Consider the following 22385-nt stretch of genomic DNA (forward strand, 5'->3'; position numbering starts at 1 on the left):
TTGGAGTCAGGCAATGCCCCACAATCTCAATAAAACTCTCAAGGAATTCAAGCTCGCCACCGGCGGCCGCGGCCAGTACTACTCCCTGCCGCAGCTGGGCAAGGCACTGGGCGTGAAGATCGAACGGCTGCCGATTTCGATCCGGCTGGTGCTGGAATCGGTGCTGCGCAACTGCGACGGCAAGAAGGTCACCGAGGAACACGTTCGACAACTGGCCAACTGGAAGCCCAAGGCCGACCGCGTGGACGAGATCCCGTTCGTGGTAGCCCGCGTGGTGCTGCAGGACTTCACGGGCGTGCCGCTGCTGGCCGACCTGGCCGCAATGCGCAACGTGGCCGAGAAGATGGGCAAGAACCCCAAGAAGATCGAGCCGCTGGTGCCTGTGGATCTGGTGGTCGACCACTCGGTGCAGATCGACCATTTCCGCGAGAAAAAGGCGCTCGACCTGAACATGCAGCTGGAATTCAAGCGCAACAACGAGCGCTACCAGTTCATGAAGTGGGGCATGCAGGCCTTCGACACCTTCGGCGTGGTGCAACCGGGCTTCGGCATCGTCCACCAGGTGAACCTCGAATACCTGGCGCGCGGCGTGCACAAGAAGGACGGCGTCTACTATCCGGACACGCTCGTTGGCACCGACTCGCATACCACGATGATCAACGGCATCGGCGTGGTGGGCTGGGGCGTGGGCGGCATCGAGGCCGAAGCCGGCATGCTGGGCCAGCCGGTCTACTTCCTGACGCCTGACGTGGTCGGCGTGGAACTGAAGGGCCGCCTGCGCGAGGGCGTGACCGCCACCGACCTGGTGCTGACCATCACCGAAATGCTGCGCCGCGAGAAGGTCGTCGGCAAGTTCGTCGAGTTCTTCGGCGAAGGCACCGCCAGCCTGACCACCCCGGACCGCGCCACCATCGGCAACATGGCGCCCGAGTACGGCGCCACGATGGGCTTTTTCCCGGTGGACGAGAAGACCATCGACTATTTCAAGGGCACCGGCCGCACCGCCGAGGAAATCGCCGCGTTCGAGGGCTACTTCCGCGCCCAGGAGATGTTCGGCGTGCCGATGGCCGGCGACATCGACTACAGCACCACGCTGACGCTCGACCTGGGCTCGGTGGCGCCGTCGCTGGCCGGCCCCAAGCGCCCGCAGGACCGCATCGAGATCGGCAACGTCAAGAGCACCTTCGCCTCGCTGTTCTCCAAGCCGGTGGCCGAGAACGGCTTCAACAAGAATGCCGATGACCTGGACCGCGAGTACACCAACACCGACGGCGTGAAGGTGAAGAGCGGCGACGTGCTGATCGCCGCCATCACCTCGTGCACGAACACCTCCAACCCGAGCGTGCTGCTGGCCGCCGGCCTGCTGGCCAAGAAGGCGGTGGAAGCCGGCCTGAACGTGGCGCCGCACATCAAGACGTCGCTGGCCCCGGGCAGCCGCGTTGTGACCGAGTACCTGACCGCCACCGGCCTGCTGCCGTACCTGGAGAAGCTTGGCTTCGGCGTGACGGCCTACGGCTGCACCACCTGCATCGGCAATGCGGGCGACCTGACCCCGGCGCTGAACGAGGCCATCGTCCAGAACGACATCGTCGCGGCCGCCGTGCTGTCGGGCAACCGCAACTTCGAGGCCCGCATCCACCCGAACATCCGCGCCAACTTCCTCGCCTCGCCGCCGCTGGTGGTGGCCTACGCCATCGCCGGCAACGTCACGCGCGACCTGATGACCGAGCCGGTGGGCAAGGGCAAGAACGGCAAGGATGTCTGGCTGGGCGATATCTGGCCTACGTCGGAGGAAATCCAGGCGCTGCTGAAGTTCGCGCTGGACGCCGAGGTGTTCAAGACGAACTACGAGCAGGTCAAGAAGCCGAGCAAGCTGTGGGCCAACATCAAGGGCACCACGGGGCAGGTCTATGACTGGCCGACTTCCACCTACATCGCCGAGCCGCCGTTCTTCCAGGACTTCCAGCTCGAGCCGAAGGCTGCCTCGGCCAGCGTGCGCGGCGCGCGGGCGCTGGGCGTGTTCGGCGACTCCGTGACGACCGACCACATCTCCCCGGCCGGCTCGATCAAGGACACCTCGCCGGCGGGCAAGTACCTGCTCGCGCACGGCGTGCTGAAGGCGGACTTCAACAGCTACGGCTCGCGCCGCGGCAACCATGAAGTGATGATGCGCGGCACGTTCGCCAACGTGCGGATCAAGAACCTGATGATTCCGCCCAAGGCCGACGGCTCGCGCGTGGAAGGCGGCCTGACGCTGCACCAGCCCACCGGCGAACAGATGTCGATCTACGACGCCGCCATGAAGTACATCGCCGAGGGGACGCCCACGGTGGTAATCGGCGGCGAAGAGTACGGCACGGGTTCCTCGCGCGACTGGGCGGCCAAGGGCACGCAGCTGCTCGGCGTGAAGGCCGTGGTGGCGCGCAGCTTCGAGCGGATCCACCGTTCGAACCTGGTCGGCATGGGCGTGCTGCCCCTGCAGTTCAAGGGCAGCGACAGCGCGCAGTCGCTCGGCATCATCGGCAACGAGACCTTCGACGTGGAAGGCATCGAGGGCGACCTGAAGCCGCAGCAGGATGTGGTGCTGGTGATCCATCGCGCCAACGGCGACACGCAGCGCGTGCCGGTGCTACTGCGCATCGACACCCCGATCGAGGTGGACTACTACAACCACGGCGGCATCCTGCCGTTCGTGCTGCGCCAGCTGCTGGCCGCATAAGCGGTCCCGGCCCCGGCCAGGAAGTGACAACGGCGCACCCCACGGTGCGCCGTTTTTCATTGCTGGGCGCCGCGCGGCCGGGCCAGCTTGCGGGTTATCCCCGATCCGGCACGTAAGTTCCACGCAAGGCTGCACTGCCAGACTGGTCCCTACGCAATTCGGCGTTCATCCCTATAAGCGGGCGCGGCCACGGCACGCCCCCGCACCGACTGGAGACACCATGATCAAGATCCTCATCGCTTTCATCGTCGTCGCCGGCGCCGCCCTGTATCTGCTGACGAAGGGTGGCGGCGACGTCTCCATGGGCGGCGAACAGCACGGCGCCGAGACCCACGCCCCGGCCCCCGCCGAGGCCCCGGCAGCGCCCGCACAGAAATAAGACGGAACGCCGCCAGGCGCGGTGTTTGTCAACGCAGCGAGTAGAATACCGTTTTACGTAAAACGGACGGTCTTCACATATGGCAGGTTTTCGCCCCAAGTCTTCCCCCCGACTCTCGCCCGATGCCGAGCGACTGGTGGCCGACGCGCTTGCGCTCGACGCCTCGGGCAGCCGCATGGAGGATGGGTATTGGGAGCGGCGGCTGTCGCAGCGCCTGGGCCGCCTCCTGAAGAACGGCAGCCAGACCGCCCTCGACGCCGCGCTCGAACACCTGTTCAAGCACAACGCGGATGCCTCCGACGTGCTGGCCGAGCAGGCCGAGACGCTGGCCGAGTCCGCCACGGTCGAGATCGACGGCGTGCAGCATGACGCCCTGCTGATCGCCGCGCCGATCCTCGCCCATACCCGCTACGCGATTCCGTCCGGCGCGCTCAAGCCCGAGCTGGCCCAGACGCTGGCCGTGCACCTGCAGGCCCACGTGCTGGCCACGCAGACCCAGGTGGCGCTGTCGCCGTATCTATATAGCATCGACCAGCTCCCGCGCACCCATAGCGACACCTTCGCCCTGACCCACAAGCTCGCTTCGGCGGCGCTGGCCGGCACGGTGCCCAAGGTGGATCTGCGCGACCTGCCGGAGACCGCCCCGATCCTGGCCGATCCGCGCTACCTGCTGGCCGTGGTGGTGGCGCCGCACGAAGGCGCCCTGTTCCGCTGGCAGGAAGATGCCAAGGAGCACCACGCCGAGCGTTCCACCTGCCTGGAGCAATGGCGCCAGCAGGTGCAGCCGTCCGTGGCCGTGCTGCTGCCGGGCTGCGAATTCGAACTGCTGCTGCCCGATGCGTTCTTCCTGTCGTGCCGCGAATCTGACAAGAGCATCCGCCCGCTGACCGTCCGCGCCGCCGTGAACTACCTGTGCGGCACGCTGGACGTGCCCGCCGGCCAACTGGCGGCCGTGGTGGCCTCGTTCGGCGAGGAAGTGGTCGAGGAATACCGCGTCGGCTTCACCATGCGCGGCGAGAAGGACGTGATCTACGGCATCGTCTGGCCCGTCTATGGCCGCGAGGCCGGCGAAGTCGATGCCGAGGAAAAGGGCAACCCGCTCGAGCAGATCTGCGAGGAACTGCGCAACGCCGGCGTGGAGGAGATCTTCCGCCACGCCGCGCTGTTCGACCCCGAGTACTGCGAAGACTGCGGTACGCCGCTCTATGCGGACCGTTCGGGCGAGATCGTCCACGCCGAACTGCCCGAGGACGCGCCGACCCAGCAGCCGCTGTTCCACTAAGCTGGCCGCCGACTCATAAAAGAACCCGCGCAAGCGGGTTTTTTTATCGGCGCGAAGCGGTGGAAGGTGCCGCCAACCGGAAGTGCCGAAAACACCCCATACCCGTGCCATCGCCCAGGAAGTCCCCCAACCCACGCAGGCGTGTACGTTTGACGGCACAATGCATGGCGTCCCATCCCACATCCCGCACCACCCGAGGAGCCTGTCGATGAAAGCGAGCCATCGTTCCGCCAAGATCCGCCATGCCTTGCTGGGCACCCTGCTCTCCGTTGCGATGTCCGCCGGGGTGACCGTGGGCGCCGCGCACGCCGAGGACCTGCGCATCGGCCTGGCTGCCGATGTCACCTCGATGGACCCGCACTGGAACAACGCGGGCCCGAACAACGCCATCGCGCTGCATATCTTCGAATCGCTGGTGTTCATGGACAAGAACGCCCGCTACATCCCCGGGCTGGCGCTGTCCTGGAAGCCGGTGAACGCCATCACGTGGGAGATCAAGCTGCGCCCGAACGTGAAGTGGCATGACGGCACGCCGTTCACGAGCGAGGACGTCAAGGCGTCCCTGGAGCGGCCCGAGAAGCTGACCAACAGCCCCGGCTCGTTCACCAGCTATACCAAGCCGATCGCCCGCATCGACACGCCCGACGCGCTCACCGTGCGCCTGACCATGAACGTGCCGAATTACGCCAACCTCGCCAACGACCTGAACAGCGTGCCGATCATGCCGAAGAAGGTCGCGGCCACGCTGACCCAGGCCGATTTCGACTCGGGCAAGGCGATGATCGGCACCGGGCCGTTCAAGTTCGTGCGCTTCGCGCGCGGGCAGGAAATCGTGATGGCGAAGAACCCCGACTACTGGGGGCCGAAGGTGGACTGGGACCGCGCGGTGTTCCGCATCCTCACCGACAACGGCGCACGCAGCGCGGCGCTGCTGGCCGGCGACGTGGACGTGATCGAGAGCGTGCCCTCGGCCGACGTGGCGAAGCTCAAGCAGAATCCGAAGTTCAAGATCGAGCAGACGGTGTCGTGGCGCACCATCTTCTGGCAGATGGACCAGTCGCGCGACAACTCGCCGTTCGTGACCGACAAGGCCGGCAAGCCGCTGGCCAAGAACCCGTTCAAGGACGCCCGCGTGCGGGAAGCGGTCAGCAAGGCGCTGAACCGGGACGCCATCGTCAGCCGCATCATGGAGGGGCTGGCGGTGCCGGCCTCGTCGATCGTCTCGCCGCAGATCTTCGGCCATCCGGGCACCAAGCCGGACGCCTACGATGTCGAGGGCGCCAAGAAGCTGCTGGCCCAGGCAGGCTACCCCGATGGCTTCGCGCTGACGCTGCACGCCACCAACAACCGCTACCTCAATGACGGCCAGGTGGCGCAGGCCACGGCCGGCATGCTGACGCGCATCGGCATCCAGACCAAGGTGGAGACCCTGCCCGTGGCAGCCTACTTCACGCGCGCGCGCCAGGGCGAGTTCTCGTTCCAGATGCTGGGATGGGGCTCGGCGGCGGCCGATGTGGCGCTGCGCTCGATCACCGGCACGCCCAACCCGAAGACCGGCTATGGCACGTGGAACTGGGGCAAGTACAGCAATCCGCAGCTCGACAAGCTGATCGAAACGTCACTGACCACGGTCAGCAGCGACAAGGCGCGCGAGGAAGCCGCGCGCGCCGCGGCGAAGGTCGCGCTGGCGGATCACGCCATCATCCCCTCGCACAGCCAGCTGGCGATGTGGGCGATGCGCAAGGGCCTGCGCTACGAGGCCCGCACCGACGAATGGTCGCTGGCGCAGTTCTTCCACAAGGAATGACCGTTTTCCCTCAGAAAGCGATCAGATCACCAGCCGGTCTTCCTGATTGGCATTGGCCGCGCGCAGCTTCTTGACCCAGTCCCGGGCGGGCAGCTGGGTCGCGGCTTCCACCACGTCCGCGCGCGCTTCCAGCGTCTCCCAGGAGACGTCGATGGCCGGCCCGTTGAACGCCATGGCGATGACGTTGCCGTCATGCACTTCCGGGAACACCAGCACGCGGTTGTCGAAGGCATCGCAGATCCGCACGATGTTCTTCGGAAAACTCTCGTGGTCGCCGAACAGGTTGATCGTCATCACGCCGGGCGTCTTCAGCACGCGGCGGCAGGCGCGGTAGAACGCCGTGGTGTCCAGCACCGGGCCGCGCGCGGTGGCGTCGTAGAGGTCCACCTGGAGCGTATCGATGGCCGCCGTGCTGGCGCTGTCCATCACGAAGTCCCAGGCGTCCTGCTCGCGCACGGTCAGGCGCGCGTCATCTTCGCGCAGGCCGAACATGCTGCGGCCGGCCACGATCACGGCCGGATTCAGCTCCACTGCCGTCACCTTGGCGCGGGCGAACTGCCGATGGCAGAACTTGGTCAACGCGGCAGCCCCGAGGCCCAACTGCACCACGTGGAAGTCGTCGACCGAGGGCGACTGGAACAGCAGCCAGGCCATCATCTGCTGCGCGTATTCGAGCTCGATGGCATCCGGCTTGCGCAGGCGCATCGCGCCCTGGACCCATTCCGTGCCGAAATGCAGGTAGCGCACGCCGTCCATCTCGGAGAACGTCACCGGCGCGAAGCGCGGCTTCATGCGGGCTTCGTGACGGGGGTCCTGCCGGGAATCCTGCCGGGCGTTCAGGTTGCCGCGCGATGCGTCACGGTGTCCGCGGGCGGGACGGCGCGAGGCCACGGCCTCGATCGATTTGCGTTTCAGAAGCGTCATAGCGGAGAAAAAGGCGCCAAGGGCGCGGATCATGGGGGCGAATCATTGGCCCAGCGCGGTCTGGGCGCGCTGGAGCCATTCGCGATTGTGTTCGCGGGCATGGCGCGGCCAGTGGCGCGCGTCATGGACGATATCGGCATAGAGCGCTTTCGCGCGCTCGCGGTCGGCGGCATCGGGCTGGGCCGTCAGCCAGTCGGCAAACAGGCAGCGCGGCGCGGCATCGCTGGCGCTGGTCAGGGCCTGCTCGAACGCAGCCCGCGTGCCCGGCGCGCCGGTAGCGGCCAGCGTCTGCGCGTACAGCAGCGAGGGCGTGGCCTGCTCGCGCGCCTGCGGGTGGTGCGAGAACAGCGTCTCCAGCGTGGCCTGCGCCGGCCCGGGCTGGCCGGTGGCCACCTGGGCGCGCGCCAGCCCTTCCAGCAAGGCCGGGTCGGAGGCGAACGGGCCGTTGGCGGCCGTCTGGTAGTGCGTCAGCGCCTCGGCCGGCTGGCCGGCATCGAGCAGCGCGGCGCCCAGGCGCATGCGGTGGTCCACGGTGGGTGCCCGGTCGAAGGCGTCGCGGGCCTCCCGCACGGCACGGTTCGGATCCACGATCTGCCGGATCGCCCGTCCCGCCGCCCGCGCCCCGCGCGTCTGGCGCAGGCTGGGCAGGTAGACCGCGAAGAAATAGACCACGCTGCCGAGCCCCGGGAACAGGAACAGCAGCAGGAGCCAGTACATATTCTGGTGCGTGCGCACCGCATGCACCGCGAAGAAGATGGCGACGATGACATGCAGGCCGATACCGCCAATACCGCCAAGGCCGAGACTGGACATAGGAATTTATCGAAATGGGAGGCCGGCCCGCCGCGCGGGGCGAGCCATGGCCGCGATTGTGACAGAAGTGACTGACGGTGAGACTTGTTCGGTACGCCTAAAGTTTTGCGGATTTGCGCCGAAGAAGGGGTGGGCTCTCTCCCGATCGGAACCACGCATATGACAACAATCAGCAGCGTTACCCCTCAGATCGTCACCGCCAGTGACGCCAACGTAACCAACACCCGCCGCTTCACCGCGCCGGCTGACGACGCGGCGCAAGCCGCCGCCGCCAGCACGGACGGCAGCGCGTCGGCCTCCTCGGCTTCCTCGGCCAGCGCCAGCGGCGACATCAAGGGCCCGGGCGGCGCCGGACGCCTGGGCGGCGCAGGTGCCGCAGACGCCAGCGCGGCCAGCAGCGAAGACAGCGACTCGGCGGTCATCAAGGCGCTGAAGCAGCAGATCGAGGCGCTGCAGAAGCAGCTGGCAGCCCAGATGCAGCAGCTCCAGGCCGCGCAGAACAGTGGCGCGGACGACAGCACCAAGGCCAGCACCGTGGCCGCGCTGCAGGCCGGTGTCACGTCGACCTCGGCGTCGCTCCAGCAGGCCGTCGCCAAGCTGGCCGAAGCCATTCAGCAGGCCGGCGCCTCCAGCACCGGGAACATCGTCAACACGACGGCCTGAACGGCGTCGCCCCTTCGTCATCGAAAGAAGACGCCCCACGCCTGGCTGGGCGATTCAGTCCAGCCAGGCGCGCAAGGCCTGCCACGCGACCCGCTTTTCCGAATAGGCCAGCGTATAGGCCGGGCTGCTCGACGGCAGCCGCAGGATGGCATGGCGGTCGCCATGCGCCCCCAGCGCCCCCAGCGCCTTTTCCCCGATCTTCGCCGCCGTACCGCCGTTGAAGGCAATCGCCCGCAGGCTCGGCAGCGTGCCGATCAGCCCGAGCAGGTCGTTCCCGGCATGGTCGCGGATATTGCTGTCGAGGCTGCCATCGCGCCGCGCCTCGGCCACCACGTCCCACAGCCCCACGCCGTACCCAAGCAGCGCTTGCAGGCGGGCCGGGTAGTCCTGGCCGACGAGATCGACCCCGAGGACATCGCCCATCAGGTGCCAGAAGCGGTTCTGCTTGTGCGCGTAGTACTGGTTCTGGGCGAGCGAGACCTCGCCCGGCAGGCTGCCGAGCACGAGGACGCGGGTGTGGGCATCGACGACCGGCGGGAAACAGCGTTTGGTGGTCATCTTGGGAGGGTCTTCGCTGGCGGCCCCTCCCCCGCAGGCGGGAGCGGGGCCGCAAACCGGCCTCAGGCCAGCAGGCGGTTCACGCGTTGCACGTAGGTGGCCGGATCTTCCAGCATGCCGCCCTCGGCCAGAAGGGCCTGGTCGAACAGCACGCTGACGCGGTCGGCGAAGGCTTCGTCGCCGGCCACGTCGCGCAGCTTCTTCACCAGCGCGTGCTCGGGGTTCAGCTCCAGGATCGGCTGGGCGTCGGGCGCCTTCTGGCCGGCCTGCTTGAGCAGGCGCTGCAGGTAGCCGCTCATGTCGCCATCGTCCGACACCAGGCACGAAGCCGATTCAGTCAGGCGCAGCGTCACGCGCACGTCCTTGGCTTTGCCTTCCAGCACGCCCTTGGCACGGTCGACCACGTCCTTCCAGTCGGTTTCGGCCTTTTCCTGCTCGGCCTTCTCGGTCTCGTCGGCCAGCGCGCCGAGGTCCAGGTCGCCACGCGCCACGGACACCAGTTCCTTGCCGTCGAACTCGTGCAGGTAGGACAGCATCCACTCGTCCACGCGCTCGGTCAGCAGCAGCACTTCGATGCCCTTCTTGCGGAAGACTTCCAGATGCGGGCTCGACTTGGCGGCCACCCAGGTGTCGGCGGTGACGTAGAAGACCTTGTCCTGCCCTTCCTTCATGCGGCTCACGTAGTCGCCCAGCGAGACCGACTGCTCGGCCGTGTCGCTGTGGGTGGAAGCGAAGCGCAGCAGCTTGGCGATGCGCTCGGCGTTGGCCTGGTCCTCGCCCATGCCTTCCTTGAGCACCTGGCCGAACTGCTCCCAGAAGGTCTTGTACTTGGCGCGATCGGCTTCGTCCTCGCTGTCCGCCAGCGATTCGAGCATCGACAGCACACGCTTGGTGCTGCCCTCGCGGATCGCGCGCACATCGCGGCTCTCCTGCAGCAGCTCGCGCGAGACGTTCAGCGGCAGGTCGGCCGAATCCACCACGCCCTTGACCCAGCGCAAGTACGCCGGCAGCAGTTGGTCCGCGTCGTCCATGATGAACACGCGCTTCACGTACAGCTTCAGGCCGGCCTTGTGATTGCGGTCCCACAGGTCGAACGGGGCGCGCGCCGGGATGAACAGCAGCTGCGTGTACTCGCTGCGGCCTTCCACGCGGTTGTGGGTCCAGGTCAGCGGGGCTTCCTGGTCATGGGCGATGTGCTGGTAGAACGCCTGGTACTGCTCGTCGGTGATGTCGGACTTGGCGCGCGTCCACAGCGCGCTGGCCTGGTTCACGCTCTCCCACTCGCCGGTGGTCTTGTGGGCGCTGGCTTCGGCATCCCACTCTTCCTTGGGCATGCGGATCGGCAGCGAGATATGGTCCGAATACTTCTGGATGATGTGGCGCAGGCGGTACGACGACAGGAAGTCGTCCTCGCCCTCGCGCAGGTGCAGCGTGATGGTGGTGCCGCGCTCGGCGCGCGAGATGGCGTCCACCGTGAACTCGCCGTCGCCGGTGCTTTCCCAGCGCACGGCTTCCTCGGCCGGCACGCCGGCGCGGCGCGTCTCCACCGTGACCTTGTCCGCGACGATGAAGGCCGAGTAGAAGCCCACGCCGAACTGGCCGATCAGCGCGGCGTCCTTCTGCTGGTCGCCGGACAGTTGCTGGAAGAATTCCTTGGTGCCCGAGCGCGCGATCGTGCCGAGGTTGCGGATCGCCTCGTCGCGGCTCATGCCGATACCGTTGTCGGTGATCTTCAGCGTGCGGCTGGCGGCGTCGGCTTCGATGCGGATGGCCAGGTCGGCATCGTTCTCGAGCAGCGACGGGTTGGCGATCGCCTCGAAGCGCAGCTTGTCAGTGGCGTCCGAAGCATTCGACACCAGCTCGCGCAGGAAGATCTCCTTGTTGCTGTACAGCGAGTGGATCATCAGGTGCAGCAGCTGCTTCACTTCCGCCTGGAAGCTCATCGTTTCGTGCGGTGCGGTCATGGTTCTCCTCTTGAAAGCTTGAAAACAAAGCGGGCACATCCGGGGTTGCCCCGGGCGCGGTGCGCGGCGGGGTCGATGGCCCTTCAAATCGGGATGGGCGGACGGTTTTTCAAGCCCCCGGGGTGGCGGGGGCATGGGCGGTATGGGTGCCAGAGGCCGGCTGGCCGGATAATCGCTCGATCTGCGCGGCCAGGAAACGCAGCATGCCGGGATCGGCGCTGCTGGCCACGTTGAAGCGCGTCCAGGTGGATGGCATCTGGCTGGGCGAGAACAGGCTGCCCGGGGCGAACAGGTAGCCCTCCTCGTGCCCCGCCGTAGCGATGACATTGGTGTCCACGCCCGTATCGGCCCACAGGTACATGCCGGCGTGCTGGCCCGGGAACATCCGCAAACCCAGCCGTTCGAGTTGGTGGCGGGTCTCGTCGCGCGCCCGGTCCAGCCGGCCGCGCACGCGCTCCACGTGCTTGCGGTAGTGGCCCTCGGTCAGCACCTTGTAGACCACGCGCTCGTTGATCTCGGGCGTGGCCATGCCGGTCAGCAGCTTGCTGTCGGTCAGCGTCACGGCCAGCTCCGGGCTGGCGGCGATGAACCCCACGCGCAGGTTGGCGGCCAGCGTCTTGGAGAAGCTGCCGAGATAGATCACGCGCCGGAGCTGGTCGAGGCTGGCCAGCCGGGTGGCGGCGTGGCCGGGCGGGCAGAGATCGCAATAGATATCGTCCTCCACCACCAGGAAGTTGTACTGCTCGGCCAGTTGCAGCAGCCGGAACGCCCGGGCGGCGGAGAGCGAGGTGCCCGTGGGGTTGTGCAGCACGGAATTGACCACGAACAGCTTGGGCCGATGGGCCTGCACCACGCGCTCGAGCGCGTCCAGGTCCGGGCCATCGGCCGTGTACGGCACGCCGATCACGTGGGCGCCCTGCGCGGCGAAGCGCGCGAACATCACGAACCAGGCCGGATCGCCGACCAGCACGGTATCGCCGGGGTGCAGGTATTGCCGTGCGATCAGGTCGAACGCCTGCGTGATGCCGGAGGTCATCACGATCTGGTCCGGCGTGACGCCGATCTCCAGCTCCTCCAGCCGCGTGCGCAACTGCTGCCGCAACGGCAGGAACCCCTGCGGCGTGCCGCTCGACAAAAAATGGTTGCCCGGTTGCCGCCCCAGGCTGCGCAGCGCGCCGGACATCAGCTCGCCGTCCAGCCACTCGTTCGGCAGGAAGCCCCAGCCCGGCGCCTTGTGGCTCTCCGCCGAATGGAACATGCTGCGCAGCAGCCAGGTCACGTCGATATTGCGGATGGCGTCCGAAGGCGGCGTGGCGGCCGTGGACGGATGTGCCACGCGCTCCCGCACATAGAACCCCGAGCCGCGCCGCGACTCCAGGTAGCCCAGCGCCACCAGCCGCTCATAGGCTTCCACCACGGTGAAGCGCGAAATCCCCTTCTCGGTAGCCAGTTGCCGGATCGACGGCATGCGCATACCGGCCCGGAACACCCGTTCGTCGATGCGCAGCCGTGCCCATTCAGTCAATTGCTCGACCAGCGTCATCTGGGCCGAAGGAATCGGGTCCGGCAACTGCTCGTGGCCGGCCGTCGGCATCACCAGCCTCAAGGGCCGTGTGCCGCCCGACGCACCCGAGCGGCCTCCGCTATCCTTGCGGTCTGGCCCGGGGTGCCGCCTTTCGTCCGCTTCACTGCCTTCCATGTGGTGCTCCCGCAACTGTACTGAATACGATCTGCTGAACTGTATCGGTACTGTACCGATAACCTTGTCTACCATCAACCGACAATGACGCTCGCCATAGACCACCTCGTGATCGCGGCCCCGGATCTGGAATCCGGCGCGAACCATGTTGCCGACCTGCTCGGCGTTGCCCCGCAAGGCGGCGGCGCGCACCCGCGCATGGGCACGCACAACCGCGTCATGGGGCTGTTCGGCGGGATGTACCTCGAAGTGATCGCGATCGACCCGGCCGCCCCGGCGCCGGATCGGCCGCGCTGGTTCGGGCTGGACAGCGAAGCCATCCGCGAGCGGCTGGCCGACGGCCCGTTCCTGGCCCACTGGGCCGCCCGCGTGGAACGGCCGATCGACCTGTCGCGCTGGCAGGCGCAGTACCCGGACCGCATCGCCCCGGCCATTCCGATGACGCGCGGCGCGCTGCACTGGCGCCTGACCGTGCCCGACGACGGCAGCCTGCCGGCCTGGCCGGGTGAGGCGACGCATGCGGGCGATGGCCTGTTCCCCACGCTGATCCAGTGGGACGTGCCCAACCACCCCGCCATCAGCCTCCCGCGCCAGGACCTGGCGCTGCGTCGGCTGCGCGGCAGCCATCCACAGGCGGAACTGCTGCGGCAGGGGCTGGCGTGGATCGGCGCGGCAGACCTGATCGAGATCGAACAGACCGATGGGCCGCCACAACTGGTGGCCGAAATCGACACCCCAGCAGGCACCAAGACCCTGTGCTGACTATATAAATACCCCCGAAGGAGCCCCCGACGATGTCCGCCACCACCACCAAGCGTTTCGACGACGACGCCTATCTCGACCACTGCAACGCCACGGTCGTGGCCGTGAGCGAGGCCGGCATCGAGCTGGACCAGACCGTCTGCTACGCGCGCAGCGGCGGGCAGGCCGGGGACACCGGCACGCTGGTGCTGGCCGATGGCCGCGTGGTGGCGCTGATCGACACGATCTACGCCGAGGACCGCACCCGCATCCTCCACGTGCCGGCGCCGGACGCCCCGGCGGTGCAGCCCGGTGACCAGGGCGAAGTGCGCATCGACTGGGCGCGCCGCCACAAGCTGATGCGGCTGCACACCTGCCTGCACCTGCTGGGATCGCTGATCCCGGTGCCGGTGACTGGCTGCAGCATCTCGCCCGATTCCGCGCGCATCGACTTCGACCTCCCCGAATCCACGCTGGACAAGGCCGAACTGACCGAGCAGCTCAACGCGCTGATCGGCGCGAAGACCGATGTGCGGATCGACCGCATCACGCCCGAACAGCTCGCCGCGCAGCCCGATCTGGTGCGCACCGTGGGCGCCGCGCCGCCGGCCGGCACGTCCACCATCCGCATCATCGAGATCCCCGGTGTGGACCGCCAACCCTGCGGCGGCACCCACGTGGCCAATACGGGCGAGATCGGCGCGGTCACCGTGACCAAGATCGAAAAGAAGAGCCGCACCAACCGCCGCGTGGTGGTCAACTTCGCCGCGCTGGCCTGAGGTCGCCGTCATGGATGCCAACTGGCTGACGGGCCTGTCGATGGCCCAGTTCCTCGCATTGATCACGCTGCTGGCCGTGGGCGCGTTCACGCCCGGCCCCAACACCACCATCGCCGCCGTGACCGGGGCCAACTTCGGGCTGCGCGCCACGCTGCCGCATTGCATCGGGGTGGCGTTCGGCTTCGCGAGCATCGTCGCGCTGTGCGCCACCGGCGTGGGCGCCTTGATACTGGCCAGCCCGATGCTGGCGCGCGCCATCCATGTCGTCGGCGTGGCCTACCTGCTCTGGCTGGCGTGGAAGATTGCCCGGAGCGCCTCGCTGGCCGAGAAGACCGTCCTCAAGCCGATGAACGTCTGGCAGTCGGCCGCGTTCCAGTACGCCAATATCAAGGCGTGGATGCTGGCGCTGGCCGTGGCGGCCTCGTACATGGCCGGCGCGCCCTCGCCCGCGCAGCGCATCGCGCTGGTCAGCACCGTGTTCGGGGTGTTCGGCTTCTTCAGCAACGGCGCCTATGGGCTGCTCGGCGCCTCGCTGCGGCACTGGCTGGCGCAGGGCAACCGCGTGCGCTGGTTCAATGGAACGATGGGGCTGGCGCTCGGCGTGACGGCGGTCTGGATCGCCCTTGCCGCGCAGCCGCACTGATCTTCCCGGGCCTCCGCATCATGGCAAATCCTTCTGCTTCTGCTTCTCCCTCCCATCCGCCCGCTTCCGGCGGCATGTGGCTCGGCTTCATCGGCGTGGCGATCTTCAGCCAGACGCTCCCGTTCACGCGCATGGCCGTGGCCGAGCTGGACCCCATCTTCGTGGCGCTGGCCCGCGCGGTGCTGGCGGCCTGCCTGGCGCTGGGCCTGCTCGCCCTGCGCGGCGCGCTGGCCCCGGCACGGCGGCCGCGCGGGCGCCAGTGGGCACGGCTGGCCGTGACGGCGCTGGGCGTGGTGGTCGGCTTTCCGCTGTTTTCGTCACTCGCCATGCGCGAGGTGCCGGCCGGCCATGGCGCCATCGTGATTGGCCTGCTGCCGCTGGCCACCGCCGTGTTCGCGGCGTGGTTCGGCAGCGAGCGCCCTTCCCCGGCCTTCTGGCTCTCGGCCGTGGCCGGCAGCGCGCTGGTGATCGCCTTCGCCCTGTGGCAGGGGGCCGGCGGCCTGCAACATGCCGACTGGTATTTGTTCGCCGCCGTGGTACTTGGCGCGCTGGGCTATGCCGAGGGCGGCAAGCTGTCACGGGAGCTGGGCGGGCTGGAAACCATCAGCTGGGCGCTGGTCGTGTCCCTGCCGGTACTGGTGCCCGTGGTGGCGTGGCTGGCCATGGCGCACGCGCCCGAGATCGGCGCGGCATCCTCCCGGGCGTGGCTCGGCATGGCCTATGTCTCGGTCTTTTCGATGTTCATCGGCTTCCTGTTCTGGTACGCCGGACTCGCAAAAGGCGGCGTCGCCCGCGTAGGCCAGATACAATTGCTCCAGCCGTTCCTCACGCTGGCGGGCGGCGCCGTGATCCTGGCCGAGCCCCTCGACGCCCCCACCCTCGCCTTTGCCGTGGCGGTGATTGCCGTGGTGGCCCTTGGCCGCCGCGCCGCCGTGCGCAACACGGCACCCGCCACGCCACCGGCCGCCACCGCGGCCGAAGGGGCGCCCCCCATATTTCCAGGACGACTTCACTAACAGGAGCCATGCATGTCCGTATATGACACCCTCGCCCGCCTCGGCGTGGAACTGCCCCCCGTCAGCGCCCCCGCCGCCGCCTATGTCATGGCCGCGACCAGCGGCAACACCGTCTTTCTCTCGGGCCACATCGCCCGCAAGGACGGCAAGGTCTGGGCCGGCAAGCTCGGCAAGGACGTCGACACCGAGACCGGCAAGGCCGCCGCGCGCGCCATCGCCGTCGACCTGCTGGCCACGCTCCACGCCCATATCGGCGACCTGAACCGGGTCCAGCGCATCGTCAAGGTGATGAGCCTGGTCAACTCCACGCTGGAATTCACCGAGCAGCACCTGGTGACCAACGGCGCATCCGAGTTCCTGGTCGAGGTCTTCGGCGACAAGGGCCGCCATGCGCGCAGCGCGTTCGGCGTGGCCCAGGTGCCGATGGGCGCCTGCGTCGAGATCGAAATGATCGTCGAAATCGCATAATTCGTATTTTTTCCACCACGCAGTCCAAGATTCACCCCACCAGAGACAGATCATGAAATGGGCCATCTCCCGCCGAGCACAGCAACTGACCAGCTCGGCCATCCGCGAAATCCTGAAGGTCACCGAGCGTCCGGAAGTCATTTCCTTCGCCGGCGGCCTGCCGTCCCCGGCGTCGTTCCCGGTAGCGGCCATGGAAGCGGCGGTGGCCCGCGTATTCGCCGATAACCCCCAGGGCGCGCTGCAATATGCCGCCACCGAGGGTTATCTGCCGCTGCGCGAATTCGTGGCCAAGCGCTACAACGTGGAGGTGGAGCGCGTGCTGATCACCACCGGCAGCCAGCAGGCGCTGGACCTGATCGCCAAGGTGATGATCGACCCGGGCAGCCCGGTGCTGGTGGAAACGCCGAGCTACCTCGGCGCCCTGCAGGCGTTCTCGCTGTTCGAACCCGAGTTCGTCTCGGTGCCGACCGACGAGCGCGGACTGGTGCCCGAGGCGCTGACGCCGGAGCTGACCGCCGGCGCCCGCTTCCTCTACGCCCTGCCGAATTTCCAGAACCCCACCGGCCGCCGCCTGCCCCTGGAGCGCCGCAAGGCGCTGGTCAAGCGCGCGCAGGAACTGAACCTGCTGCTGGTGGAAGACGACCCCTACGGCGAACTGAGCTACACCGGCGACATCCTGCCAACACTGCTCTCGATGAACCCGGACGGCGTGATCTACATGGGCTCGTTCTCGAAGGTGCTGGCCCCCGGCCTGCGCCTGGGCTTCGTGATCGCCCCGCCCGAACTGCACTTCAAGCTGTGCCAGGCCAAGCAGGCATCTGATCTGCACACGCCGAGCTTCACCCAGCGCATGGCCTACGAGTCCGTGCGCGACGGCCTGCTCGAACGCCATATCCCGACCATCCGCGCGCTCTACGGCAAGCAATGCGAAGTGATGCTTGACGCACTCAAGCGCCACATGCCCGCCGGCGTGACGTGGAACCAGCCCGAAGGCGGCATGTTTATCTGGGTGGAACTGCCCGAGGGCCTGGACAGCATGAAGATCCTCGAGGAAGCCGTGCGCCGTAACGTGGCCTACGTGCCGGGCGCGCCGTTCTATGCGGGCAATCCGCGCATGAACACGCTGCGCCTGGCCTTCGTGACGGTGCCGCCGGAGCGGATCGAGCAAGGCGTGACGATCCTCGGCGAACTGTTCCGCGAAGCCATCGCCAAGGCAGCGCCGCAGCCGCGCGCTGCCTGAGGCTAGCCCCGGAACCCTGAAGGAGAGCCGATCGCCATGGACGTGGAGGAGCCGCAAGGCCTGTTGCGCATCTGGGGCCGCCTGTCGTCGATCAATGTGCAGAAAGTGGTCTGGTGCGCGCGCGAGCTGCACCTGGACCACGAGCGCATCGACATCGGCAATCACCAGGGCGAGCTGGACACCGAGGCCTACATTCGCCTGAATCCGAATCGCCTGATTCCGGTGATCGAGGATTTCCGCGATACGGACGTGGCCGGCGAGCCCTTCGTGCTGTGGGAATCGAACGCCATCGTGCGCTACCTGTGCGCGCGCTATGGCGAAGGCACGCTGTGGCCGTCCGACGTCAAGGAGCGCGCCTCCGCCGACCGCTGGATGGACTGGCAGACCACGGCGTTCAGCCCGGCCATGGTCTCGGCCTTCCTGCAGATGGTGCGCGTGCCGGTCGAGAAGCGCGACGAGGCGGTCATCGCCAAGTCGTGCGAACGGACCGAGCCGCTGGCCGCGATGCTGGACAAGGCGCTCGCCAGCCGCGAGTTCATCGGCGGCGACCGCTTCACCATGGCCGACATCGCGCTGGCCTGCGCGGCACACCGCTGGATGGGCACGCCCGTGCCCCACACGGCACGGCCCAACCTCGAACGCTGGCTGGACGACATGCGCGCCCGGCCGGCAGCCACCGGCATCCTCGTCCTGCCGCTGCGCTGAATCGTCCTGCGCCTTTGGTCGATCGGTTTTTGTCCGATCTGACTAGCGGCGCAGGCGTCACTTTTCCTGGCCGCACTCGACGGCCACGCCAAATTCGAACGTCCGTTTTAGGAGTACCCTCGCCCGAGAGTTGTGAGGTGCGCTCTGCTCCCCCCGAACAAACCCTGATCCCTGAATCCGATTCATCGACCCGGTGACCGGATTTAAGCGATTGCGGGGAACTCGCGTCCTTACAATCGCCTTTCTGTGCGCAGCGATGCGCTTGCCGCCGCACGCCCAGTTGCTATGCAGTAGCGGCAGTCCAGGCCCGACAGAGGCACGGCTGCCTTCCAAACCCAGAGGAGGATTCAATCGTGTGGAGTCAAATCTATGACCCGCTCGGCAATATGGCGCTGTCTACCATTGCCGCGGGGGTCCCTGTGGCCGTGCTGCTCGCAGCGCTGGCGTTCTTTCACATGCAGGCCCACATCGCTGCCGGACTGGCGCTGGCGGTCGGCATCGCGGTGGCGTCGTTCGTGTTCGGCATGCCCGCGGCCATGGCCGGCAAGGCGGCCGGGCTGGGCATCGTCTCCGGGCTGTTTCCGATCGGGTGGATCGTCCTCAACATCATCTTCCTGCACCGGCTGACCACACTTAACGGGTCATTCAGGGTGTTGCAGAACTCGATCTCGGGCGTGACCGAAGATCGCCGCCTCCAACTTCTGCTGGTGGCCTTCAGCTTCGGCGCGTTCTTCGAGGGCGCAGCCGGCTTCGGCACGCCGGTGGCCGTGACCGGCGCCATCCTGATCGGCCTGGGCTTCTCGCCGCTAGCCGCTTCTGGCCTGGCGCTGATCGCCAATACCGCTCCGGTGGCGTTTGGCGCACTCGGCGCGCCAATCATCGGCCTCTCGTCGGTGACCGGCATCGAACAGACCGTGCTCTCCGCGATGATTGGCCGCCAACTGCCGTTCTTCTCGGTGCTGGTGCCGTTCTGGCTGATCTGGGCGTTCGCGGGCTTCCGCGGCATGCTGGCCATCTGGCCGGCCATCCTGGTGGCGGGCGTCAGCTTCGCCGTGCCGCAGTTCCTGGTCTCGAACTACCACGGCCCGTGGCTGGTGGACGTGATCTCCGCGCTGATCTCGATGGGCGCCCTGACCGCCTTCCTGAAGATCTGGCATCCGAAGGAGATCTGGACCTCCACCCGCATCCTCGGCCGCCACGACGACTCGAAGGTCGATCACCCCGAAGCCCTGGAAGCCGAAGCCCGCGCCAACGCGGCGTCGGTCGGCATTTCGGTGGTCAAGGCGTGGATGCCGTGGGTCATCCTGACCGTGTTCGTGTTCGTCTGGGGCATCCCCGAGTTCAAGAAGCTCGTGGACGGCATCTGGCAGTACAAATTCCCGATCCCGGGCCTCGACAAGGCCATCATCAAGGGTCCGCCGGTGGTGCCGAAGGAAATCGTCGAAGGGGCGGTGTTCAACTTCAACGTGCTGTCGATGGCCGGCACCGGCATCCTGGTGTCGGCGCTGGTCGGCGGCCTGCTGATGGGCTACTCGGTGCCGCGCCTGCTCAAGGAGTACTGGGAGACGATCAAGCTGGTGCGCTACTCGCTGCTGACCATCTGCGCCATGTTCGGCATCGGCTACCTGACCCGCTACTCGGGTCTCGACGCCACGCTGGGCCTGGCCTTTGCGCAGACCGGCGTGTTCTACCCGCTGTTCGGCACGATGCTGGGCTGGCTGGGCGTGGCACTGACCGGTTCCGACACGGCGTCCAACGTCCTGTTCGGCGGCCTGCAGAAGACCACGGCGGAGCAGCTGGGCCTGTCGCCGGTGCTGATGGCGGCCGCCAACAGCTCGGGCGGTGTGATGGGCAAGATGATCGACGCCCAGTCGATCGTGGTGGCCTCCACCGCCACCAAGTGGTACGGCCACGAGGGCGAGATCCTGCGCTACGTGTTCTTCCACTCGGTCGTGCTGGCCATCCTCGTCGGCCTGTTCGTGACCCTGCAGGCGTACGTGCCGCCGTTCACGCACATGGTGATTCACTGATGGCGATTCACTGATATTGCCTGCTCGACCAGGCATGCAGACAAGCCCCGCCTCATGGCGGGGCTTTTTGTTGGGCGTATCATCACCGGTTCACTCCAACAGACGAGATGAGGGACCGCCGTATGCCGATTCGCCGCCTGGAAAGATTGATCGATCCATTCCGGAACATGCCGGATACGCAGCCGCCGGCCAGCATCTGGCGGTTCTACGCGTACTTCCTGCGCGAGGTGCGCGGGGTGTTGTTCGCGCTGCTGGTGGTGGGCCTGATCGCCGCGCTGATCGAGGTGTCGCTGTTCAGCTTCCTCGGCCGGATCATGGACCTCGCCAAAGGAACACCGGACGGGCAGTTCTTCGCGCGCCATCAGAATGAATTGCTGTGGATGGCCGCCGTGGCGCTGCTGCTGCGCCCGCTGTTCTTCGGCCTGCACGATGTGCTGCTGCATCAGGTCATCAACCCCAACCTGGCCAACCTGATCCGCTGGCAGAACCATCGCTACCTGCTCCAGCAGAGCCTGTCGTTCTTCCAGAACGACTTCGCGGGGCGGATTGCCCAGCGCATCATGCAGACCGGGTTCTCGCTGCGCGACTCGGCCGTGCATGCGCTCGATGCGCTCTGGCACGTGATCATCTACGCCATCAGCGCGCTGATCCTGTTCGCCGAGGCGGACTGGCGGCTGATGATCCCGCTGATCCTGTGGATTGCCGGCTACATCGCCGCCCTGGCGTACTTCACGCCGCGCGTGAAGCAGCGTTCCGTGGTGGCCACCGAGGCGCGCTCGCGGCTGATGGGCCGCATCGTGGACGGCTACACCAACATCACCACGCTGAAGCTGTTCGCCCACACGCGCCACGAGGAAAGCTACGCGCGCGACGCCATGGCCAGTCACACCGACAAGATGCGCATGGCCGGGCGGATGGTCAGCGCCATGGACGTGACCATCACGGCGATGAACGGCGCGCTGATCGCCGGCACGACCGGGCTGGCGCTGTGGCTGTGGAACCAGGGGCTGATCTCCACGGGCGCCATCGCACTGACGACCGGGCTGGTCATCCGCATCAACAATATGTCCGGCTGGATCATGTGGGTGGTCAATGGCATCTTCGAGAACGTCGGGCAGGTGCAGGACGGCATGAAGACGATTGCCGTGCCGCGCAACGTGGTGGACCGGCCGGACGCGCAGCCGCTGCGCATCGCCCGGGGCGAGGTGCAGTTCGAGGACGTGGGCTTCCACTACGGCAAGGGCGCCGGGGTGATCGAGCATGTCAACCTGACCGTGCAGCCGGGCGAGAAGATCGGGCTCGTGGGGCCGTCCGGGGCCGGCAAGTCGACGCTGGTCAACCTGCTGCTGCGGCTCTACGACGTCGAAACTGGCCGGATTCTGGTCGATGGCCACGACGTGGCCGGGGTGACGCAGGAGAGCCTGCGCGCGCAGATCGGCATGGTCACGCAGGATACGTCGCTGCTGCACCGCTCGATCCGCGAGAACCTGCTCTACGGCAAGCCGGACAGTAGCGATGCCGACCTGGGCGAGGCGCTGCGGCGTGCCCGGGCGGACGACTTCATCGGCGATCTGATCGATGGGAACGGCCAGCGGGGGCTCGACGCGCTGGTGGGCGAGCGTGGCGTGAAGCTGTCCGGCGGGCAGCGGCAGCGCATCGCCATCGCCCGGGTGCTGTTGAAGGATGCGCCAATCCTGATTCTCGACGAGGCCACCTCGGCGCTCGACTCCGAAGTGGAGGCGGCCATCCAGGAGAGCCTGGAGGCGTTGATGGAGGGCAAGACCGTGATCGCCATCGCCCACCGGCTCTCGACCATCGCGCGGATGGACCGGCTGGTGGTGCTCGACGGTGGCCACATCGTCGAGACCGGCACCCACGCCGAACTGCTCGCGCGCGGCGGGCTCTATGCCCGGCTATGGGCGCACCAGACCGGCGGCTTCGTCGGCGTGGACTGA

19 protein-coding genes are annotated in these 22385 nt (G+C 67.3%); 14 read left to right on the plus strand and 5 right to left on the minus strand.

Annotation, left to right across the window (positions count from 1 at the left end):
* Nucleotides 1-13: 13 nt before the first annotated feature.
* From acnA to AC1DEL_RS04820, 4 genes are all read left to right on the plus strand, one after another.
* Nucleotides 14-2719 (plus strand): aconitate hydratase AcnA, encoded by a 2706-nt coding sequence (gene acnA / locus AC1DEL_RS04805; RefSeq protein WP_092290185.1) that lies wholly within the window; start codon nt 14-16, stop codon nt 2717-2719.
* 220 nt (nt 2720-2939) lie between these two features.
* The gene (locus tag AC1DEL_RS04810) at nt 2940-3098 is read left to right on the plus strand and encodes a hypothetical protein (RefSeq protein WP_477125531.1); all 159 of its coding nucleotides are present in this window, start codon (nt 2940-2942) and stop codon (nt 3096-3098) included.
* 79 nt (nt 3099-3177) lie between these two features.
* The gene (locus tag AC1DEL_RS04815) at nt 3178-4380 is read left to right on the plus strand and encodes a DUF2863 family protein (protein ID WP_092290187.1); all 1203 of its coding nucleotides are present in this window, start codon (nt 3178-3180) and stop codon (nt 4378-4380) included.
* Between the two features lie 274 nt (nt 4381-4654).
* Nucleotides 4655-6187 (plus strand): ABC transporter substrate-binding protein, encoded by a 1533-nt coding sequence (locus AC1DEL_RS04820; protein ID WP_441590748.1) that lies wholly within the window; start codon nt 4655-4657, stop codon nt 6185-6187.
* Between the two features lie 21 nt (nt 6188-6208).
* On the opposite strand, the gene AC1DEL_RS04825 is transcribed toward AC1DEL_RS04820, so the two are convergent.
* Both AC1DEL_RS04825 and AC1DEL_RS04830 read right to left on the minus strand, forming a co-directional pair.
* Nucleotides 6209-7111: a class I SAM-dependent methyltransferase gene (locus AC1DEL_RS04825; RefSeq protein WP_454757199.1), complete on the minus strand. Its 903-nt coding sequence runs from the start codon at nt 7109-7111 to the stop codon at nt 6209-6211.
* Nucleotides 7112-7153: 42 nt separating this feature from the next.
* Nucleotides 7154-7924, minus strand: a complete 771-nt coding sequence (locus AC1DEL_RS04830; RefSeq protein WP_092290191.1) for a tetratricopeptide repeat protein — start codon at nt 7922-7924, stop codon at nt 7154-7156.
* 159 nt (nt 7925-8083) lie between these two features.
* Between AC1DEL_RS04830 and AC1DEL_RS04835 the strand changes: the two genes are divergently transcribed.
* Nucleotides 8084-8587: a hypothetical protein gene (locus tag AC1DEL_RS04835; protein WP_092290192.1), complete on the plus strand. Its 504-nt coding sequence runs from the start codon at nt 8084-8086 to the stop codon at nt 8585-8587.
* Nucleotides 8588-8641: 54 nt separating this feature from the next.
* Here the strand turns inward: AC1DEL_RS04835 and AC1DEL_RS04840 are convergent, their stop codons facing one another.
* The 3 genes from AC1DEL_RS04840 to AC1DEL_RS04850 all read right to left on the minus strand — a co-directional run bounded on the left by AC1DEL_RS04840 (nt 8642) and on the right by AC1DEL_RS04850 (nt 12703).
* On the minus strand, nt 8642-9145 hold the full coding sequence (locus AC1DEL_RS04840; protein ID WP_441590547.1) for a DNA-deoxyinosine glycosylase: 504 nt from the start codon (nt 9143-9145) through the stop codon (nt 8642-8644).
* Nucleotides 9146-9207: 62 nt separating this feature from the next.
* Nucleotides 9208-11109, minus strand: coding sequence for a molecular chaperone HtpG (gene htpG / locus AC1DEL_RS04845; RefSeq protein ID WP_441644098.1), 1902 nt, complete (start codon nt 11107-11109; stop codon nt 9208-9210).
* Nucleotides 11110-11218: 109 nt separating this feature from the next.
* Complete coding sequence (locus tag AC1DEL_RS04850) at nt 11219-12703, minus strand: aminotransferase-like domain-containing protein (protein WP_255370663.1); 1485 nt, start codon at nt 12701-12703, stop codon at nt 11219-11221.
* A gap of 189 nt (nt 12704-12892) precedes the next feature.
* On the opposite strand from AC1DEL_RS04850, the gene AC1DEL_RS04855 reads away from it, so the two are divergent.
* The 9 genes from AC1DEL_RS04855 to AC1DEL_RS04895 all read left to right on the plus strand — a co-directional run bounded on the left by AC1DEL_RS04855 (nt 12893) and on the right by AC1DEL_RS04895 (nt 22385).
* Complete coding sequence (locus AC1DEL_RS04855; RefSeq protein ID WP_092290196.1) at nt 12893-13570, plus strand: VOC family protein; 678 nt, start codon at nt 12893-12895, stop codon at nt 13568-13570.
* A 32-nt stretch (nt 13571-13602) separates the two neighbouring features.
* Complete coding sequence (locus AC1DEL_RS04860; RefSeq protein WP_441590550.1) at nt 13603-14328, plus strand: alanyl-tRNA editing protein; 726 nt, start codon at nt 13603-13605, stop codon at nt 14326-14328.
* A gap of 10 nt (nt 14329-14338) precedes the next feature.
* The gene (locus AC1DEL_RS04865; protein ID WP_441590551.1) at nt 14339-14971 is read left to right on the plus strand and encodes a LysE family translocator; all 633 of its coding nucleotides are present in this window, start codon (nt 14339-14341) and stop codon (nt 14969-14971) included.
* A 20-nt stretch (nt 14972-14991) separates the two neighbouring features.
* Nucleotides 14992-15987, plus strand: coding sequence for a DMT family transporter (locus tag AC1DEL_RS04870; protein WP_441590552.1), 996 nt, complete (start codon nt 14992-14994; stop codon nt 15985-15987).
* Between the two features lie 12 nt (nt 15988-15999).
* Nucleotides 16000-16455 (plus strand): RidA family protein, encoded by a 456-nt coding sequence (locus tag AC1DEL_RS04875; RefSeq protein ID WP_092290209.1) that lies wholly within the window; start codon nt 16000-16002, stop codon nt 16453-16455.
* A gap of 52 nt (nt 16456-16507) precedes the next feature.
* Nucleotides 16508-17695, plus strand: coding sequence for an aminotransferase-like domain-containing protein (locus tag AC1DEL_RS04880; protein ID WP_477125530.1), 1188 nt, complete (start codon nt 16508-16510; stop codon nt 17693-17695).
* A 60-nt stretch (nt 17696-17755) separates the two neighbouring features.
* Complete coding sequence (locus tag AC1DEL_RS04885; protein WP_092290859.1) at nt 17756-18400, plus strand: glutathione S-transferase family protein; 645 nt, start codon at nt 17756-17758, stop codon at nt 18398-18400.
* Nucleotides 18401-18753: 353 nt separating this feature from the next.
* Nucleotides 18754-20430: an L-lactate permease gene (locus AC1DEL_RS04890; RefSeq protein WP_092290213.1), complete on the plus strand. Its 1677-nt coding sequence runs from the start codon at nt 18754-18756 to the stop codon at nt 20428-20430.
* A gap of 122 nt (nt 20431-20552) precedes the next feature.
* The gene (locus tag AC1DEL_RS04895) at nt 20553-22385 is read left to right on the plus strand and encodes an ABC transporter ATP-binding protein (protein WP_092290217.1); all 1833 of its coding nucleotides are present in this window, start codon (nt 20553-20555) and stop codon (nt 22383-22385) included.

Source organism: Cupriavidus sp. 10L43_2 (genome assembly GCF_056395265.1).

Excerpts from the sequence above, each read along its gene's own strand:
- AC1DEL_RS04895 (WP_092290217.1), top strand. The coding sequence starts at position 20,553 with ATGCCGATTCGCCGCCTGGAAAGATTGATCGATCCATTCCGGAACATG.
- AC1DEL_RS04825 (WP_454757199.1), bottom strand. The coding sequence starts at position 7,111 with ATGACGCTTCTGAAACGCAAATCGATCGAGGCCGTGGCCTCGCGCCGT.
- AC1DEL_RS04865 (WP_441590551.1), top strand. The coding sequence starts at position 14,339 with ATGGATGCCAACTGGCTGACGGGCCTGTCGATGGCCCAGTTCCTCGCA.
- AC1DEL_RS04815 (WP_092290187.1), top strand. The coding sequence starts at position 3,178 with ATGGCAGGTTTTCGCCCCAAGTCTTCCCCCCGACTCTCGCCCGATGCC.
- acnA (WP_092290185.1), top strand. The coding sequence starts at position 14 with ATGCCCCACAATCTCAATAAAACTCTCAAGGAATTCAAGCTCGCCACC.
- AC1DEL_RS04835 (WP_092290192.1), top strand. The coding sequence starts at position 8,084 with ATGACAACAATCAGCAGCGTTACCCCTCAGATCGTCACCGCCAGTGAC.
- AC1DEL_RS04820 (WP_441590748.1), top strand. The coding sequence starts at position 4,655 with ATGTCCGCCGGGGTGACCGTGGGCGCCGCGCACGCCGAGGACCTGCGC.
- AC1DEL_RS04870 (WP_441590552.1), top strand. The coding sequence starts at position 14,992 with ATGGCAAATCCTTCTGCTTCTGCTTCTCCCTCCCATCCGCCCGCTTCC.
- AC1DEL_RS04830 (WP_092290191.1), bottom strand. The coding sequence starts at position 7,924 with ATGTCCAGTCTCGGCCTTGGCGGTATTGGCGGTATCGGCCTGCATGTC.
- AC1DEL_RS04850 (WP_255370663.1), bottom strand. The coding sequence starts at position 12,703 with ATGCCGACGGCCGGCCACGAGCAGTTGCCGGACCCGATTCCTTCGGCC.
- htpG (WP_441644098.1), bottom strand. The coding sequence starts at position 11,109 with ATGACCGCACCGCACGAAACGATGAGCTTCCAGGCGGAAGTGAAGCAG.
- AC1DEL_RS04855 (WP_092290196.1), top strand. The coding sequence starts at position 12,893 with ATGACGCTCGCCATAGACCACCTCGTGATCGCGGCCCCGGATCTGGAA.
- AC1DEL_RS04840 (WP_441590547.1), bottom strand. The coding sequence starts at position 9,145 with ATGACCACCAAACGCTGTTTCCCGCCGGTCGTCGATGCCCACACCCGC.
- AC1DEL_RS04880 (WP_477125530.1), top strand. The coding sequence starts at position 16,508 with ATGAAATGGGCCATCTCCCGCCGAGCACAGCAACTGACCAGCTCGGCC.
- AC1DEL_RS04875 (WP_092290209.1), top strand. The coding sequence starts at position 16,000 with ATGTCCGTATATGACACCCTCGCCCGCCTCGGCGTGGAACTGCCCCCC.
- AC1DEL_RS04810 (WP_477125531.1), top strand. The coding sequence starts at position 2,940 with ATGATCAAGATCCTCATCGCTTTCATCGTCGTCGCCGGCGCCGCCCTG.
- AC1DEL_RS04860 (WP_441590550.1), top strand. The coding sequence starts at position 13,603 with ATGTCCGCCACCACCACCAAGCGTTTCGACGACGACGCCTATCTCGAC.